This window comes from Rhabdochlamydiaceae symbiont of Dictyostelium giganteum, from assembly GCF_964291045.1.
In the GTDB taxonomy this organism is placed as follows: Bacteria; Chlamydiota; Chlamydiia; order Chlamydiales; family Rhabdochlamydiaceae; genus PALSA-1444.
In genome coordinates, this window is the sequence record NZ_OZ197277.1 from 456,414 (window position 1) to 473,415 (window position 17,002).

Genomic DNA, 17,002 nt, shown 5'->3' on the forward strand with positions numbered 1-17,002 from the left:
AAATAAAGCCTCCTTAAGCTTTTGATTGTAAAAGAAGTAGGGGCAATCATGCCCATTTGAGAGCCATATCCTCTCTTCTTCAAAAATAAACGGTATGATAACCTAATCGCCTTGAAACAAAAAAATAAAATTTAAAATTGTTGAGATGGCTGTTTTCTCTTAAAAAAGAGAAGACGCTCTTAAGGCTATTTACAAGGAGTTTTTCTATGACCATCAGGCCCTTATCTTCCATTATCGAGTCTTTAACACAAGCCGCTGCTGATCCTGTTTTACATGACTGCTTAACAGAGGCTGTTAGGTTATTTCCGTGCGGGCATCATGTGAATGAAGATGTTGCAAAACTGATCATGGGAAAAAGAAAAGTGTGTCCGATTGATCAACAGCTGATTGAAAAATATGAACCTGATCATAAATTAAGAGAAATTGCTAGGCAGATTGCTCTTTTAACACCTGCTTTGCATGAGCAGCCTCCTCTAGAAAGACCTCTGATAAGAACAACACCAGCACCTGTTCCTGTGCCTGTAGAAGTGGATATTGCGCACAATTTATCTCCTTTAGAGCTGAAAAAAATTCCGACTTCAGAGTTTAAAAAACGGCTAAGAGATGAGCCTGATAATGGAAAGCTGTATCGAAATCTTGCAAAAACACTCTCCCTAGGAGAGACAGTCAGTTTAAATAAAAAATCTTTTTCCCGGGAATTACTCTATACAACAGCGATTGAGCTGGATGCGCAAGATAGCATCGCTTATTGCGATCTAGCTAATATCTTAGTAGAAGAGAAAAAAAGTGAAATTAAGATCAAAGAAAAAACGTATAGTGTGAGTGACTTGTATTTTCAGGCTCTATTATTAGATCCTAATAATAGTGAGGCGTGTGTCCATGTAGGAAAACTTCTTCAAGGTGAAGAAAAATTCCCCATTTTAGGTGAAGAACTAGGGCAGCAAGCACTTTATTTAAGGGCTATTGAAAAAGAGCCAAATCTCGCAATTGCCTATGCAGCTCTTGGAGATAGTTTTCAAGAAGGCGGCTCTATTAATGGACTTGGTGAAGAGCTTCAATCTAAAAAAGCGCTTTATATAAAAGCTATTGAGCTTTCTTTGGAGGAAATTAGGCCCTATATTGATCTTGCTAATCATATAAAAGATGAAGTCATTCCAATTAATCAAACCCCGTTTACAAAAGAGACGCTATATCTTAAAGCGATTGAACTAGGGGCACAAGCAAGCGAGCCGTATTTCAAACTCGCTCAAATTCTTCCTAAAAAAGGGATGACCTATCAAGGTAAACTATTCACAAAAAAAGAACTTTATCAACAAGTCATTGAAAAAGATGACAGATACCCTGAAGCATTTTTTCACCTAGCTTCTCTAGCAACCCTTAAGGAGTCTTTTTTAATTGCTGGTAAGGAATTTGTAAAAAAAGACCTCTTATGTGAGGCGATTAAAAAGGGATTTGTAGAGAGTAGAGTGTATGTCATGCTAGCTGATCTTTTACAAAAAGATGAAACGGCTTCCTTGCCTAAATCCATGACAAAAAAAGGGCTTTATCTTGAAGCGGTGCGGCGCAATCCTCACGACTCTGCTGCCTATGTGGGTATTGGCTCTTGCTTAGAGGCTGGAGAAAAGGAGCCTCTTTTTAAAAATAGTACTGAGAGTTTTTCTTCCCTTGAGCTTTATCAAGAGGCTATAAAAATCAATCCTAAAGAGCCAAGAGCTTATGTAGCGATTGGAAAGACGTTAATTGGTAAGAGACCTTTTGAAATGAATGCAAAAAAATATTCAAGAGAAGCGCTATATCAACTTGCCATTGATCTAGATCCCTTTTATGCAGATCCTTATCTAGAACTTGCGCTTCAGTTAGATGGAGAAAAAACGATCGTCTTAAAAGAGGGAGAGTTCAATAAACAAACCCTTCTACAAAGAACCTTAGAGTGTAATCCTGATCAGCCTTCTGTATATTTACAACTCGCACAAATGATTCCAAATGATGGAACAGTTACTATCGGAGAAAAAACGTTTTCCAAGAAGGAGCTCTATATTAAGGCAATTGAATTAGGGGCTCGCCATAGTCAACCTTACTTTGATTTAGCAGAGCTATTAAATCATGATGAACAAGTAACTGTATCAGGACAGAAATTTGAGCAAAAAGATCTCTATCTTAAAGTAGTTCATCTGAATCGTCATAAAAGTAGTGCCTATAGGCGGTTGGCACACCTTTTAGAAGAAGGCGAAACAGTTACTATAAGAGAAGAGAAATGGAACCAGGATCATCTTAAGAGAGCAGCAGAAACAGTTGATCTGATGGAAAAGTATATTCAAGGAGTTGAAAGGGCTGTTGATAAAAAAGAGGCTTATCTAAATCTTGCTGATAAGATTGACCAAGGAGACCCCGTTGAGCTTGTAAATGGAGAGAAAATTGATAAAAAAGGGCTCTATCTGAAATGCATTGACATAGACCCAACAGATGGTAGGCTCTATATTGAAGCTGCTGCTTTTCTTAAAAAAGGGGAGTCATTAACGTTAATCAATAAAAAAAAGATGTCTAAAGAAGCGCTGTATTATAAAGGAATGAAGCTTCTTCCTGAGACAGTTGAAAAATACCACTGGATAGCCGATACTCTCAAAGAAGAAGAAGAATTAACATGGACTATTGAAGGCAAAATTCCTGAAATTGTCACGATTTCACGTAAGGAGTTATATGTTAAGGCGATTGAGATAGATCCGAGTGATGCAGACTCTTACTGTTATCTTGCCAATCATATCAAGCAGAAAAAAATCCAGATGGGTAGAGATAAGATGTCTAAAAGAGATTTGTATGTTAAAGCCATTACACTCACTCCAAAAAAGAGTCATCCTCATCTTAGGCTAGCCATACCTCTTTTGAAAAATGAATCAATTAAGGTGAGAGAAGAGATGCTTTCTAAGAGGCAGCTTTGTTTAAGAGCTCTTGAACATATACGCAATAACAATTTAGAAGATAAAGGGGAGAAGGCTCTAGCTTACTACTACTTAGCAAGCACCTTAGAGAAGACAGAGGAGGATGTCACGGTTGAGGGGAAAGTTTTTTCTTTAGAAAAACTTTATTGCAAGGTGATTGAACTGGGTGTAAATTATAAAGATGTCTATGAAAGACTTTTGAATATAAAACCTCCACTTCCTTCGATTCAATTGATGAATGGAGACACCCTATCTAGGGAGGAGATGAAGCAAAGGAAGAGAATGGCTCCAAGTAAAAGAGACTTATTACACGGCTAAGAGCTAGCTTCTTGATAAGAAGAGTAAAAAATCTTTTTTTACTCCTCTTTTTTTATGTCAGAAATGATCTTAAGTTCAAAACAGCTTTTAGGAAAACTTAGGATGAAACTTTTCAAAAGCTGTGTGCAAATGCTTACGGCTCACATGTGTATAACGGTCTGTTGTTGCAATATGAGCATCTTTTAGAAGCTCTTGTATAATCCGTAAATCAGCCTCATTTTTTAGAAGAGGTGTTTTTAATGGGTATTAGAGAGGTGATAGCTGAAAATAGGATATCTCTTGATCTTATCATTGTTAAGAGGCTTCTTATTTCTCAAATGATTGCACTCTATGATCCTTCTTAACTTTATCTTTTTTAGAAAGAGTAATAGGTTATTTTCTAAAAATTAGAATAGATTTTTTTTCTGAAAAAATAAAGCAATCTTAAGCTTTTGATTGTAAAAGAAGTAGAGATGATCGCATATTGGAGAGTCATATCCCCCCTTTCTTCAAAAATAAACGTTATGTTAACCTAATCGAAGTTCATCTAAAAATAAAATTTAAAATTATTGAGATCGCAGGTTTCTTTTAAAAGAGAGAAGGCGCTCTTAAGAGTATTGATCAGGAGGTTTTCTATGACCATTCAGCCACTATCTTCCATTATCGAATCTTTAACACAATCGGCTAACGATCCTATTTTTCATGACTGTTTAACAGAGGCTGTCACATTATTTCCGTGCGGGCATAATGTAAATGAAGATGTTGCAGAAAGTAGCATGAAAAAAAGACAAGTGTGTCCCGTTGATAGGCATCCCATTACGGGATATGCACCGAACCATACATTAAGAAATATGGCTCGGCAGATTGCTCTTTTAACCCCTGCTTTCAATCAACAAATGTCTGCAAAAGCGCCCACAATAGATGATGTCCAAATGCCGATTTATGCGCTCAATTATGAAGTCGATATTGCACATAATTTATCTTCTTCGGAGCTTAAAAAAATTCCTGCTTCAGAATTTAAAAAACGTTTAAGAGATGAGCCTGATAATGGGAAGCTTTATAGAAATCTTGCAAAAACACTCTCACTAGGAGAAACGGTGAGTGTAAATAAAAAAATTTTAACTAGAGAGTTACTCTGTAAAAAAGCGATTGAATTTGACGAGCAAGACAGCATGGCTTATTGCTATCTAGCTGATATCTTAATGGAAGAGAGAAAAAATGAAATCAAGCTTAAAGAAAAATTTTATTCTATAAGAGAGCTCTATTATAAGGCGTTATCATTAGATCCTAATAATAGTGAGGTATGTGTGCGGGCAGGAAAGTTTCTTCAAGATGGAGCCACATTCTCTCTTTTAGGTAAAGAGCTAGGGCAGCAAGAACTTTACTTAAGAGCCATTGAAAAGGATCCTCATTGTTCTATTGCATATGCAGCTCTTGGCGACTGTTTTCAAGAAGGGAGCCTTATCAATGGATTAGGTGAGGAGTTTCAATCTAAAAAAGCGCTTTATGTCAAAGCCATTGAGCTCTCTTCAGAGGAAAGTAGGCCATATATTGATCTTGCCAATCATTTAAAAGAAAAAGAAGAAGTTCAGGTTCATCAGGAAGTATTTACCAAGGAGGATCTTTATATTAAAGCGATTGAATTAGGAGTGCAGGAAAGCGAGCCGTATTTCAAACTCGCTCAAATTCTTCCTAAACAAGATATTCGCCTTCAATTGCAGCTATATCGACAAGCCATTGAACAAGATGACAAATACCCTGAAGCGTTCTTTCATCTGGCTTCTATAGTAAAACCTTACAAATCTTTTTTGATTTCAGGTAAGGAATACTTAAAAAAACAACTCCTATGTGAAGCAATTAAAAGGGGATTTGTAGAGAGTAGAGTGTATGTCATGCTAGCTGATCTGTTGCAAAAAGATGAAACGGCTTCCTTGCATAAACCCATGACAAAAAAAGAACTTTATCTTGAAGCGGTACGGCGCAATCCTCACGACTCTGCTGCCTATGTTGGCATTGGCTCTTGCTTAGAGGCTGGAGAAAAGGAAGTTCTTTTAAAAAATAGTACCCAGAGTTTTTCTTCCTTTGAGCTATATAAAGAGGCTATACGGATCAATCCTAAAGAACCAAGAGCCTATGTTGCGATTGGAAAGACGTTAGGAGAAAAGGGTCAATTTGAAATCGAGAAGGAAAAATATTCAAGGGAAGAGTTATATCAATACGCCATTGATTTGGACCCCTCTTATGCAGATCCTTATCTTGAACTTGCGTTTCAGTTAGGTGAGAAAGGAAGTGTTGTCTTAGAAAACAGAGAGTTAAATAAACAAGATCTTTTATGCAAAACCTTAGAGTGTAATCCTTACCAACCTTCTGTGTATTTACAGTTAGCTCAAATGATTCCAGATTATGAAAAGGTCATCATCGGTGATAAAATGTTTTCTAAGAAGGAGCTCTATGTTAAGGCAATTAAATTAGGAAGCAGGCATAGTCAGCCTTACTTTGAGTTAGCAGAGCTCTTAGTCCCTGATGAAGCGGTTATGTTATCAGGAAATGCATTAGCGCAAAAAGATCTCTATCTTAAAGTGATTCATCTGAATCGTCATAAAAGTAGTGCTTATCTACGTTTAGCACATCTTTTAGTTGAAAATGAAACGGTCACTATAAGAGGGAATCCATGGAACCAGGATCATCTGGAGAGGGCAGCAGAAGTCGTCTATCTGATGGAAAAATATATTCAAGAAGTTGAAAGGGCTGTTAATAAAAAAGAGGCGTACCTGAATCTTGCTGATAAGATTGAACCAGGTAATCTTGTTGAGTTAATCAATGGGGAGAAAATCGATAAAAAAGGGCTCTATCTTAAATGCATTGATATAGATCCAACAGATGGCAAACTCTATATCGAGGCTACCTCTTTTCTTAAAAAAGGGGAGTCATTAATGTTAATCAATAAAAAAAGGATGTCTAAAGAAGAGCTGTATTATAAAGGAATAGAGCTTCTTCCTAAGACCGCTGCAAATTACCATTGGATAGCCTCTACCCTTTCCTCTGACGAGGAATTAACATGGACCATTGAAGGCAAAATGCCTGAAATTGTCACGATTTCACGTAAGGAGTTATACGTTAGGGCTATTAAGCTAGATCCGGTTAATGCAGACTCTTACTGCTATCTTGCTGATCATATCAAACCTGGCCAGGTCCAGGTATTTGGTAGAGAGAGATTATTTCAGCCAGAGTTATATTTGAGAGCTATTATGCTTAATCCAAAAAAGAGTCATCCTCATCTGGGATTAGCCATGCTTCTTGAGAAAAATGGAGTAAGAATGGTGGGAAGGGAAATACTTTCTAAAAGGCAACTTTGTCTGAAAGCTCTTGAGCATATACGTAATAACAATTTACAAGATCAAGAGAAAAAGTGTCACGCGTATTACCATTTGGCAAGCACATTAGATAAAAAAGAAGATCAGGTGACAATTAATGGAGAAACAATTTCTCAAGAAAAACTCTATTGTAAAGTGATTGAACTCAATAGAGAATATCACAAAGCATATGAAAAGCTTTTAGAAATGGAACCTCCACTTGCTTCTGTTACACTGATGGGTGGAGAGATTTTATCGAGAAAGGATATGGAGCAAAAGGTTAAATAATCCCAAATGGAAGAGATTCTGTAATAGGCTAAGATCTATTTTACATCTAAGAGGAGTAAAAAATCCTTTTTACTACTCTTTTTTTAGACAAGAAATGAGCCCAAGCTCAAAGCAGTTTTTAGGAAAACTTAGGATGAAACTTTTCAAAAGCCGTGTGCAAATGCTTACGGCTCACATGCGTATAACGGTCTGTTGTTGCAATATGCGCATGTCCTAAAAGCTCTTGGATAATCCGTAAATCAGCCCCATTTTCTAGAAGATGAGTGGCAAAGGAGTGACGGAGTGTATGAGGGGATATGGGTTTTAAGAGACAAGTTTTTTTCGCATAGTATTGTACGCGATCCCAGACGCCTCCCCGGCTGATACGGGCCCCTTTTTGGGTGGTAAATAAAGGGCCATCTCCTTCTGTTCGAAAATGCTTAAGGAAGTGATCAATCCACTCCATTGCAATAGGAGCTATAGGCACAATTCTCTCTTTATTCCCTTTCCCATAAACTTTAACATGATCGTCATAAAGATCGTTAATATTGAGCTGACATGTTTCAGAGACTCTAAGACCTGCTGCATACATCAGATAAAAAAGAGCTCTGTCTCTAGCACCTACAAAATCCTCAGGAGAAGAGGCGTTTAAAAAAAGTGTGACCTCTTCTGAGGTCATCACCTCAGGAATGAGTTGCCATGCTTGAACTTTTTCTAGGAAAAGAGCAGGGTTATCTTTAATTTTTCTCTCTTTTTTAAGAAAGCGAAAAAAGCTTTTTGTGGAGGCGAGATATCTTGCTAAAGAGCTTGAGGCAATGTTCTGTTTTTTGAGAGTCTCAAAATAGGTTACAAGGTCTTCAGACGTCAGCTCTATGAAACACTTCGTCCCAAAAAAAAGAGCCATTTTGTTTAAGTCTCTTTGATAAGCCTCAAGAGTGTGAGGACTCACCACTTTTTCAGAACTGAGATAGATGAGAAAATGGTGAACTAAATCTTCCATAATAGGGCTAAGTTAACAGTTAAAAAGAAAATGGCATTCCAGGAAGCATGGCAGAGCTTTGATCTTTGATTTGTTTAAGGGCATCACTGTAGGCTGCCTCAATTAAGTCTTGAAGTCCTTCAATGTCATTTGGATCTATGCAGCTAGGCTTAATGGCAATTTTTTTCATGGAGTAATCACCGCAGAGGGTAATAGAAACGAGGCCTGCGCCAGAAGTGCCTGTCACTTCTTGAAGTTTTAGCTCCTCTTGCATCTTGCTATATTGAGCTTCCATTTGTTTGGCTTGTTTTTTGATTTTAGAAAATCCGTGGCCCATACTTGTTTTAGTCCTTTTTTAGTATCCCTTCGAGCTCAACAGCTGCAAATCGAAGGATTGTATCGTATTTACTTTTATGAAAAACAGGGGAAGAGGGGGCTGTTTCAGAAGGAGCTGCGACCCTTTCTTGAGCGTCTTCTAAAGGGAGCTTTTGAGGAGAAATGACAGGAATGTCTTCTCTTACTTCTGAAACGATTTCTTCTGTTTTTACTATTGTGTGAATAGAAAGAGCTTCAGCTTCTTCTAAAAGAGTTCCTTGAGGTAAAGAAGAGAAAGAGCTTAGTTCTTGAGTTACGAAAGAAGACTCTAATGTCACTTGAAGTGTACTTTCTTGAGAATGAGGCTCTTGCTTAAATGTTTCTTGAGAAAAAGAAGTAAGAGGTGAGATCGGTTCTTGATTTAAGAATTTTTCTACAGAAGGCGCCTGAGAAGATAGATCTTTAAGAGTATCTTGCAAGAGCTCTTCTCTTATTAAAATAGACTGAGAAAAGGGGTCTGCAGTCTCTTTAGGTAAAGAGGAAGGCTTTTCCCGAGGAGGTGAAAGCTCTTCTTGAGTTAAGTGTTTTTCTACAGAAGGTGCAGGGGAAGAGATGTCTCTAAGAGTACCTTGCTCCATTTTGTCTGTATTTAAAATAGGTTGAGAAGAAAAAGCTCCGCTTTCTTTAGGTAAAGAGGGAGGCTTTTCTTGAAGAGGTGCAAGCTCTTCTTGAGTGAAGTACTTTTCTACAGAAGGTGCTGGGGAAGAGATCTCAGAGAGAGATTGCAAAGGCTCTTCTTGAGGAGAGCGTTTTTCCAATATAGCCTGAGGAGCTGGGGGCTCTTCTTGCTGTAAAGGTGTTTGAATGGTATCTGGGGTGTTAGCTAAAGAGGCTGATTCTTGATGAGAGAGCTCTTCTAAACGGCGGACAAGAGAGGGAAGAGATAGCCTAAAGTGACTTTGAATGAGGTGAAGAAAAATCATTTCTAGAGTCACCCGTTTTAAGGTGATTTTTCCCAGTTCTTTAATCCAGCCCATCAAGTAGTTCACGATGTAGAGAAGATGGTCTTGGGTATAAAAAGAGGCAAATGTTTGATAGTGAGCCTTTTCTTGGGGGTGCAAAAAGGTATCAGAGGGGAGCTTGAGAAGATTTAAAAGATGGAGCCTAAAGTGACTCAGTAACCCTTCGAGAAAATCATGCATCTCTTGTCCTGTAGAAAAGAGCTTTTGCGCCAGGAGAAAAGCAGAAGAGAGTTCATAGCTTTTAATCGCCTCATCCAGATCAAAGTAGAGCTGTCTTGAAGGGATGCCTAAAAACTCTCTAATCGTTTGATAGGAAATGGCTCCTGTTTCAAAACAGAGTAGCTGATCAAAAATAGATTCTGCATCTCTAAGCCCCCCTTCTGCTGTATGAGCAATGAGCTCAAACGCTTCTTGTTCAACAGTTAAAGAGAGATCATGGGCAATACGCTCTAATTTACCTACGATCTCTTGAGAAGAGAGCCTCTTTAAATCAAACCGTTGACATCTACTCATAATGGTAGGAAGGACTTTTTGAGGTTCGGTGGTTGCAAAGAGGAACTTAACATTAGAGGGAGGCTCTTCAAGGGTTTTGAGAAGGGCATTAAATGCCTCTTTTGTGAGCATGTGCACTTCATCGATGATATACACTTTATACTGACCGCTTAAGACTGAATAGCCAACGGTTTCATTGAGTTTTCGAATATCATCAATACCGCGGTTAGATGCCCCGTCAATCTCAATGACAGATAGAGATTTCCCTTGAGAGATCTCAAGACAACAAGAACATGTATTACACGGCTCAGTAGAAGAGAGGAGCTGTGTGCAGTTAAGGGTTTTGGCAAAAAGTCTTGCTAATGTTGTTTTTCCCGTTCCTCTAGATCCACAAAAAATATAGGCAGGCGCCACCTTTTGCAGGCGGACAGCATTTTTTAAAGTGGTCACGATAGGAGAGTGCCCAACGAGGGCTTCAAAGGTTTGGGGTCTATATTTACGCGAAAGATTTTGATGCATAAATAGTAGTATACCGGCTTACCCTAACAGATGCAAGTTGCTGATTAATTCCGTTTCAATCATGATTGTATGAGATCATGCAGTTCCGTAAGCAAAATATTGATTTGATGAGAGGTTAAAATGAGCTCTGATCCAGTCAAACAGTTTTTATCGAAATGGCAAACCGGCTTTTCCCTAGGATGGGAATGGTTTAGCCGTGTATTTTTTGTTGTGATCTTCACGTTATCTATTGCCTGTTTCTTCCATTTTCGCCAAGTGAGGATCGAGCAACTAGAACTGGGGAGCATTGCAAGTAAATACGTGTTAGCTCAAGTGGGTTTTGATTTTGCCGATGTGGAAACGACGCGGGTCTTTAAAGAAGAGTCACTCAGAGAAATTGGGCCTATTTTTTACTTTTCTGATGAAGAGATTAGTAAAGCAGAGCACTGCATCCAAACAGAGCTCATCAATGACCCTTATTGGAGAGAGTGGTTTCCCTCTGCTACTTTTGAAGAGATGATGCACACTTCAGATACTATCCGCACATTTCTTACAAAAGCGAAGTTTTCTGATCCAAGAACCATTCAAAAACTCGAGCAAACAGGGTTTAATTTAGCTAACTACCTTAACTGCGCTCTTAATGAACCTTTTGTGGATCCTCTTCTTTGTGTATGGGAAAAAATTAGTCAGCAAGTGTTTGATTCTCCGATTCCTGCTTCTGACTTTATTTTAGAAAAATATTGGAAATACTCTTGGTCTTTACAAGAAGATTTTAATTTAAGACATCTCTTAAGAGCCCGCATTAAAGAGACCATACCGCTTAAAACCGTGCATGTTGAAGCAGGAAGCCGGATCATTAATGCCGGGGAAAAAGTGACAAGACGGCATATGGATATGCTAAAAGAGATGAAAAAGGTGATTCATGATAAAGAGAATCTCTTAAAGCCTGTCACCATTTTAGGAAGTGTCGTTCTAGCTGTTGCAATGCTCTACCTCGCCTGGATCTATTTTAAAACGTTTCATCCTCTCATCACAAAGTCGTTTAAAAAGATGGCCCTCATTGCAACAGTTGCTGTGTTAACCCTCTTTTTAGCCAAGTTTGTTGATTACTATATTTTATATAAGATGGGATACCTCAGCGACTATTTCCGGCTTCCGATTTTTCTTCTCTTTCCCACACTCACCCTCTCCATTTTAATCGATAAGCATGTCGCGATGATGGTGGCGATTTTTATTGCCTCGATTTTAGAGATTAATCTAGGCATTGAGTCGTATGAGTTTTTAGTTGTGAACTTATCGATTGCGCTTATGGCCATTATTTTGACGAAAGAGGTACGTAAGCGAAAAGAAATCTTTGGTATTTGCTCTAAGATAGCGCTTCTCATCCTTCCGATGATTATCGCTATGAGGCTTTTGAATAATCAGCTAGGAGATCGGCAAATGGTCATTGATGTGATCACGGTTGTAATCTCTATTTTCCTCTCCGCCGCTCTTGTTGTGCTTATTCTTCCTCTTTTAGAGTCAAGCTTTGGAGTGGTGACAGATATGGCGCTTTTAGAAGCAGGCGATCCGAACCACCCTCTCTTACGAAGACTGAGCCTTGAATCTCCTGGAACGTATCAACACTCCTTAAGTGTTGCCTCTCTTGCAGAAGAGGCTGCCTTAGCGATTGGAGCTAACGCTTTGCAGTGTAGAGTGAGCGCTCTTTATCACGATATTGGGAAAGTGGCTCAGCCGCACTACTTCACGGAAAATCAATTTTCAGGCTTTAATATGCACCAGCTCTTAACGCCTTTTGAATCTGCGCAAGTGATTATTCAGCACGTGACTGAAGGGGTCAAGTTAGCAGAATCTTATGAGCTTCCGGTTCCTATTATTGATGCGATTCAAGAGCATCACGGCACCTCTCTTGTCTACTATTTTTATCATGCGCAGGTAGAAAGATGCCGGGCTAAATGTATTGAAGTGGAAGAGGGATTTTTCAGATATCCAGGCCCCACACCGCAATCAAGAGAATCAGCTGTAATTATGCTTGCAGACTCCATTGAAGCAGCTTACAGATGTCAAGATCAACCCGATGAAAAAGCCATCATTGATCTCATTGAAGGGATTGTCAGTGATAAAATCCGGGACCATCAGTTAGATAGCTCTCACTTAACCTTTGATGATTTAGAAGCGATCAAAAAAGCAATTTTTAGATCACTTGTAGCACTTAGTCACGGACGGATTAAATACCCTGCTAAAAATAATACCGTGAAGGTGTCTTCCGCCTCACAAGCACTCGTATAAAACCAGGGTATCATGATCTCTAGAGAAGCCTATATTTTTCATTTACAATCTCTCAAGTAGATTGAAAATTTCAAGAAGATGTAATACGAAAAAGCTGATCAATTTGAACTTGCGCTCTATATAAATCTATCCCTTCATCGATATATCTTTTGATAAAGGCATCATAATCATATACCACGTTATTATATAGAACAGGGTGATCTGGCTTATCTTGAAGGTAAGGGCAGCACTCTGTAGATGATAATACTTTATCTACGGCAGGAAGTTGTTCCCAGGTGATAACGGACATGCGTCTTTGGTACCGTTTCCAAGGATCCCAGGTAGATAAAAAGGCTTCAAATGCAGCTTCAGTCATCTCTTGTAAAACCGCTCTTCCAATAGAATCGATTTGCTCATTTGCGATAGCTACACACCTCCTAAAGAGCATATTTTTCATATGGACAGGGAGATTTAACATTTCTTGTAACCTAGTATGAAACGCCATGTAAACTTCTACTTCATCAACAAAATGAAGTGTCTTGATATATGTTTTGATCTTTTTGTTTAGCTCTTCAATGCAGAAAAAACCTTTTCCTGTCATTTTTAACTCTTCAGCTGTCACCGAGGGTTGCTCAAGCTTACGTAGCGTTTGATAAATAGCCATATCATTTAAAGTTGTCATTACACGATCATCACAGGAAGAGAGCCCCTGATGAATAATCAAAGCTGCATGATGGCACGCCTCTTGATCTTCACTCATCATTTGAATCATCTGGAGTATCTGCCTTGCAAGAGAGGGCCTAGTCGCACTGTTATAATAATCTGCAGTTCCTGTCAAACGAGTGAGGAATGTTAAAAGATTTTGATGATCTCGTACTTCAATGAGCCTATGATGGAGCCTAAGACTCAGTTCTTCAATATTGATAAAAGGCTTTTCTTCTATTTGCTCTTGCCAAAACTCAAGAGCCGGAAAAAGTGCTGTAAAATCTGTGATATATTCTTCTGAAGCTTGGTGAGAAAAGTAAAACTGTATCCCTTGAGCATTGCGAGTAGCTTCTTGTAATCTAGAAAGAATAGCAGGAGAGAGCCTAGCTCCTTCGAGGGTTACGATACGCTGGGACCGATTGGAACGGGAGCCTAACATAGCTACCCAGTTAGGTAAGGATGTGAGACTGCGGCAGTCCGTTAAGTCCAAATTACCTCCAAGTATCAGATTATTAGGTAATGCAGTTAGAGCTGTACATTTAAAGAGATTAAGATCTCCTCCTACCTGAAGTCTTTCAGGAAGAGAGGTAAGATGTGTACAATGAGAGAGATTAAGATTTCCTTCTACCTGAAGTCTTTCAGGAAGAGAGGTAAGATGTGTACAATGAGAGAGATTAAGATTTCCTTCTACCTGAAGTCCTTCAGGAAGAGAGGTAAGATTTGTACATCGAGAGAGATCAAGATTTTCTCCTACTTGAAGTCCTTCAGGAAGAGAGGTAAGATTTGTACATCGAGAGAGATCAAGATTTCCTTTTATCTGAAGTCCTTCAGGAAGACGGGTAAGATGTGTACATTCAGAGAGATTAAGATTTCTTCCTACCCGAAGCCCTTCAGGAAGCGAGGTAAGATTTGTACAATGAGAGAGATTAAGATCTCCTCCTAGCTGAAGCCCTGTAGGAAGAGAGGTAAGATTTGTACATCGAGAGAGATCAAGATTTTCTCCTACTTGAAGTCCTTCAGGAAGCGAGGTAAGATTTGTACATCGAGAGAGATGAAGATTTCCTTTTATCTGAAGTCCTTCAGGAAGACAGGTAAGATGTGTACATTCAGAGAGATTAAGATTTCTTCCTACCCGAAGCCCTTCAGGAAGCGAGGTAAGATTTGTACAATGAGAGAGATTAAGATCTCCTCCTAGCTGAAGCCCTGTAGGAAGAGAAGTAAGATTTGTACAATGAGAGAGATTAAGATTTCCTCTTAGCTGAAGCTCTGTAGGAAGAGAAGTAAGATTTGTACAGTGAGAGAGATTAAGAATTTGTCCTACTTGAAGCCCTGCAGGAAGCGAGGTAAAATTTGTACAGTGAGAGAGATTAAGATCTCCTCCTAGCTGAAGCCCTATAGGAAGAGAAGTAAGATTTGTACAACGAGAGAGATTAAGATTTCCTCTTAGCTGAAGCCCTGTAGGAAGAGAAGTAAGATTTGTACATCGAGAGAGATGAAGATTTCCTTTTATCTGAAGTCCTTCAGGAAGACGGGTAAGATGTGTACATTCAGAGAGATTAAGATCTCCTCCTACCTGAAGTCCTTCAGGAAGATAAGTAAGATGTGTGCACCTAGAGAGATTAAGATGTCCTCCTACCTGAAGTCCTTCAGGAAGACGGGTAAGATGTGTACATTCAGAGAGATCAAGATCTCCTTTTATCTGAAGTCCTTCATGAAGAGAGGTAAGACTTGTACAATGAGGGAGATCAAGGTCTCCTTCTACCTGAAGCCCTTCAGGAAGACGGGTAAGATGTGTACATTCAGAGAGATTAAGATTTCCTTTTATCTGAAGCCCTTCAGGAAGATGTGTAAGATTTGTACAATGAGAGAGAGAAAGAGGGTGCTTTACTATAAGCCCTTCGGGAAGCGAAGTAAGCGCTATGCAATGAGAAAGATTGAAATGCCTTTTTACTGTAAGATTTTTTGGTAGATTCGTAAGAGCTGCGCAATAGGAGAGATCAAGATGTCCTTCTCCCTGCAATTCTTCAGGAAGCGAGGTAAGCGCTGTGCAATGAGAGAGATTAAGATCTCTTTCTACCTGAAGCCCTTCAGGAAGAGACGTAAGGGCTGTGCAATGGGAAAGATCAAGATTTTTTCCTACCCGAAGTCCTTCAGGAAGAGATGTAAGGCCTGTGCAATAAGAGAGATTAAGATCTCTTTCTACCTGAAGCCCTTCAGGAAGAGACGTAAGGGCTGTGCAATGGGAAAGATCAAGATTTTTTCCTACCCGAAGTCCTTCAGGAAGAGATGTAAGGCCTGTGCAATAAGAGAGATTAAGATCTCCTCCTAGCTGAAGCCCTGTAGGAAGCGAGGTAAGATTTGTACAGCGAGAGAGATCAAGATCTCCTCCTAGCTGAAGCCCTGTAGGAAGAGAAGTAAGATTTCTACAATGAGAGAGATCAAGATTTCTTCCTACCCGAAGTCCTTCAGGAAGAGATGTAAGGCCTGTGCAATAAGAGAGATAAAGATTTCTTCCTACCTGAAGCCCTGTAGGAAGCGAGGTAAGATTTGTACAGCGATAGAGATCAAGATCTCCTCCTAGCTGAAGCCCTGTAGGAAGAGAATTAAGATTTCTACAATCAGAGAGATCAAGATTTCTTCCTACCCGAAGCCCTTCAGGAAGCGAGGTAAGATTTGTACAGTGAGAGAGATTAAGATCTCCTCCTAGCTGAAGCCCTGTAGGAAGAGAAGTAAGATTTCTACAACGAGAGAGATTAAGATTTTGTCCTACTTGAAGCCCTGCAGGAAGCGAGGTAAGCGCTGTACAATGAGAGAGATTAAGATCTCCTCCTAGCTGAAGCCCTGTAGGAAGAGAAGTAAGGTTTGTACAATGAGAGAGATCAAGATTACGTCCTATCCGAAGCCCTGCAGGAAGAGATGTAAGGCCTGTGCAATAAGAGAGATAAAGACGGCCTTCAACTTCTAAGTCTTGAGGAAGAGAGGTGAGATGTTTGCAACCAGAGAGGATAAGGGAGTCATACACTTTAAGCCCCCTTGGTAAAGCCGTAAGAGCTGTGCAATCAGTCAGGTCAAGAGAGAATCCTACTGTAAAATTTTCAGGTAGATGTGTCAAAGCTGTACAACCGGAGAGATCAATAGATCTTTCTACTTTAAGATCATGAGGAAGAGATGTAAGACTGATGCAGTTTCTGGCATCAAGATCTCTATTTACTTTAAGTCCTTTAGGAAGAGATATAAGGTTTGTACAGCTAGAGAGTTTTAAAGCTTCTTTTACATTAAGATCTTCAGGAAGAGAGGTAAGATTTGTGCAGTTAAAGAGTATAATACTACCTTTTACGGTCAGGACTTTGGGTAAAACAATAGGTTTTCTACAATCTGTAATAGATAGGTCTCCCTCAACCTCCAATATATCAGGTAAAGAGAAAGGGGTATTTAAGCGGCTAAAACATACGTCACCCGTAACTGTGAGTTTTTGGAGTAAAAAATAAAATATCTCTTCTTGAGCTTGCTTTTTATCTGCAAGTTTTGAACAGTTAAGCGATCCTTCTATTTTAACGTCTTTATATCTTAAAAGGGCCAAAGAGCGAATAGTAGAAGAATCAATTTCTACAGAACCTTTAATAAGAATTTGATGAGGTAATTCTTCCAAATCTGTTAAGTGAGATAACTCTTCTACTGAAATCACTTTACAAGACTCTGTATGCTGAAGATTAGAAGGTTGTGTAAGATCATAAGCTGAGTTCAGATTAACAGTTGGAATATGCATGAAAATCCTGAATAATATTTTTTTACAAATAAATTTTATTGAGAATTGAGCTTATCAGGGTTGTTTTTTTAATTCCAGTTAAAATAAACTTAATTTTTTTATTA

The 17,002-nt window shown here is 39.0% G+C and carries 7 protein-coding genes; 3 read left to right on the forward strand and 4 right to left on the reverse strand.

Translation table 11 applies throughout. The features are described from left to right. The first annotated feature begins 206 nt into the window (after positions 1–206). Positions 207–3,254 (forward strand): hypothetical protein, encoded by a 3,048-nt coding sequence (locus ACI7T6_RS01570; protein WP_404665842.1) that lies wholly within the window; start codon positions 207–209, stop codon positions 3,252–3,254. A gap of 614 nt (positions 3,255–3,868) precedes the next feature. Continuing rightward, positions 3,869–6,874, forward strand: coding sequence for a tetratricopeptide repeat protein (locus ACI7T6_RS01575; protein WP_404665843.1), 3,006 nt, complete (start codon positions 3,869–3,871; stop codon positions 6,872–6,874). 118 nt (positions 6,875–6,992) lie between these two features. Here ACI7T6_RS01575 and ACI7T6_RS01580 read toward each other — a convergent pair whose 3' ends face one another. From ACI7T6_RS01580 to dnaX, 3 genes are read right to left on the reverse strand one after another with little or no spacing between them, the layout of a single operon-like run. Further along, positions 6,993–7,853 (reverse strand): tyrosine recombinase, encoded by an 861-nt coding sequence (locus ACI7T6_RS01580; RefSeq protein WP_404665844.1) that lies wholly within the window; start codon positions 7,851–7,853, stop codon positions 6,993–6,995. 19 nt (positions 7,854–7,872) lie between these two features. Continuing rightward, entirely contained in the window at positions 7,873–8,169 is a 297-nt protein-coding gene (locus tag ACI7T6_RS01585; RefSeq protein ID WP_404665845.1) for a YbaB/EbfC family nucleoid-associated protein, read from the reverse strand. A 7-nt stretch (positions 8,170–8,176) separates the two neighbouring features. Then, complete coding sequence (gene dnaX, locus ACI7T6_RS01590; RefSeq protein WP_404665846.1) at positions 8,177–10,180, reverse strand: DNA polymerase III subunit gamma/tau; 2,004 nt, start codon at positions 10,178–10,180, stop codon at positions 8,177–8,179. 120 nt (positions 10,181–10,300) lie between these two features. Here dnaX and ACI7T6_RS01595 point away from each other — a divergent pair, with 120 nt between their 5' ends. Continuing rightward, positions 10,301–12,448 carry an HD family phosphohydrolase gene (locus tag ACI7T6_RS01595; protein WP_404665847.1) on the forward strand — a complete coding sequence of 716 codons (2,148 nt, stop codon included), beginning with the start codon at positions 10,301–10,303 and terminating at the stop codon, positions 12,446–12,448. Between the two features lie 70 nt (positions 12,449–12,518). Here the strand turns inward: ACI7T6_RS01595 and ACI7T6_RS01600 are convergent, their stop codons facing one another. Then, positions 12,519–16,898, reverse strand: a complete 4,380-nt coding sequence (locus ACI7T6_RS01600) for an NEL-type E3 ubiquitin ligase domain-containing protein (protein ID WP_404665848.1) — start codon at positions 16,896–16,898, stop codon at positions 12,519–12,521. Positions 16,899–17,002 lie beyond the last annotated feature (104 nt).

Excerpts from the sequence above, each read along its gene's own strand:
- ACI7T6_RS01570 (WP_404665842.1), top strand. The coding sequence starts at position 207 with ATGACCATCAGGCCCTTATCTTCCATTATCGAGTCTTTAACACAAGCC.
- ACI7T6_RS01575 (WP_404665843.1), top strand. The coding sequence starts at position 3,869 with ATGACCATTCAGCCACTATCTTCCATTATCGAATCTTTAACACAATCG.
- ACI7T6_RS01580 (WP_404665844.1), bottom strand. The coding sequence starts at position 7,853 with ATGGAAGATTTAGTTCACCATTTTCTCATCTATCTCAGTTCTGAAAAA.
- ACI7T6_RS01585 (WP_404665845.1), bottom strand. The coding sequence starts at position 8,169 with ATGGGCCACGGATTTTCTAAAATCAAAAAACAAGCCAAACAAATGGAA.
- dnaX (WP_404665846.1), bottom strand. The coding sequence starts at position 10,180 with ATGCATCAAAATCTTTCGCGTAAATATAGACCCCAAACCTTTGAAGCC.
- ACI7T6_RS01595 (WP_404665847.1), top strand. The coding sequence starts at position 10,301 with ATGAGCTCTGATCCAGTCAAACAGTTTTTATCGAAATGGCAAACCGGC.
- ACI7T6_RS01600 (WP_404665848.1), bottom strand. The coding sequence starts at position 16,898 with ATGCATATTCCAACTGTTAATCTGAACTCAGCTTATGATCTTACACAA.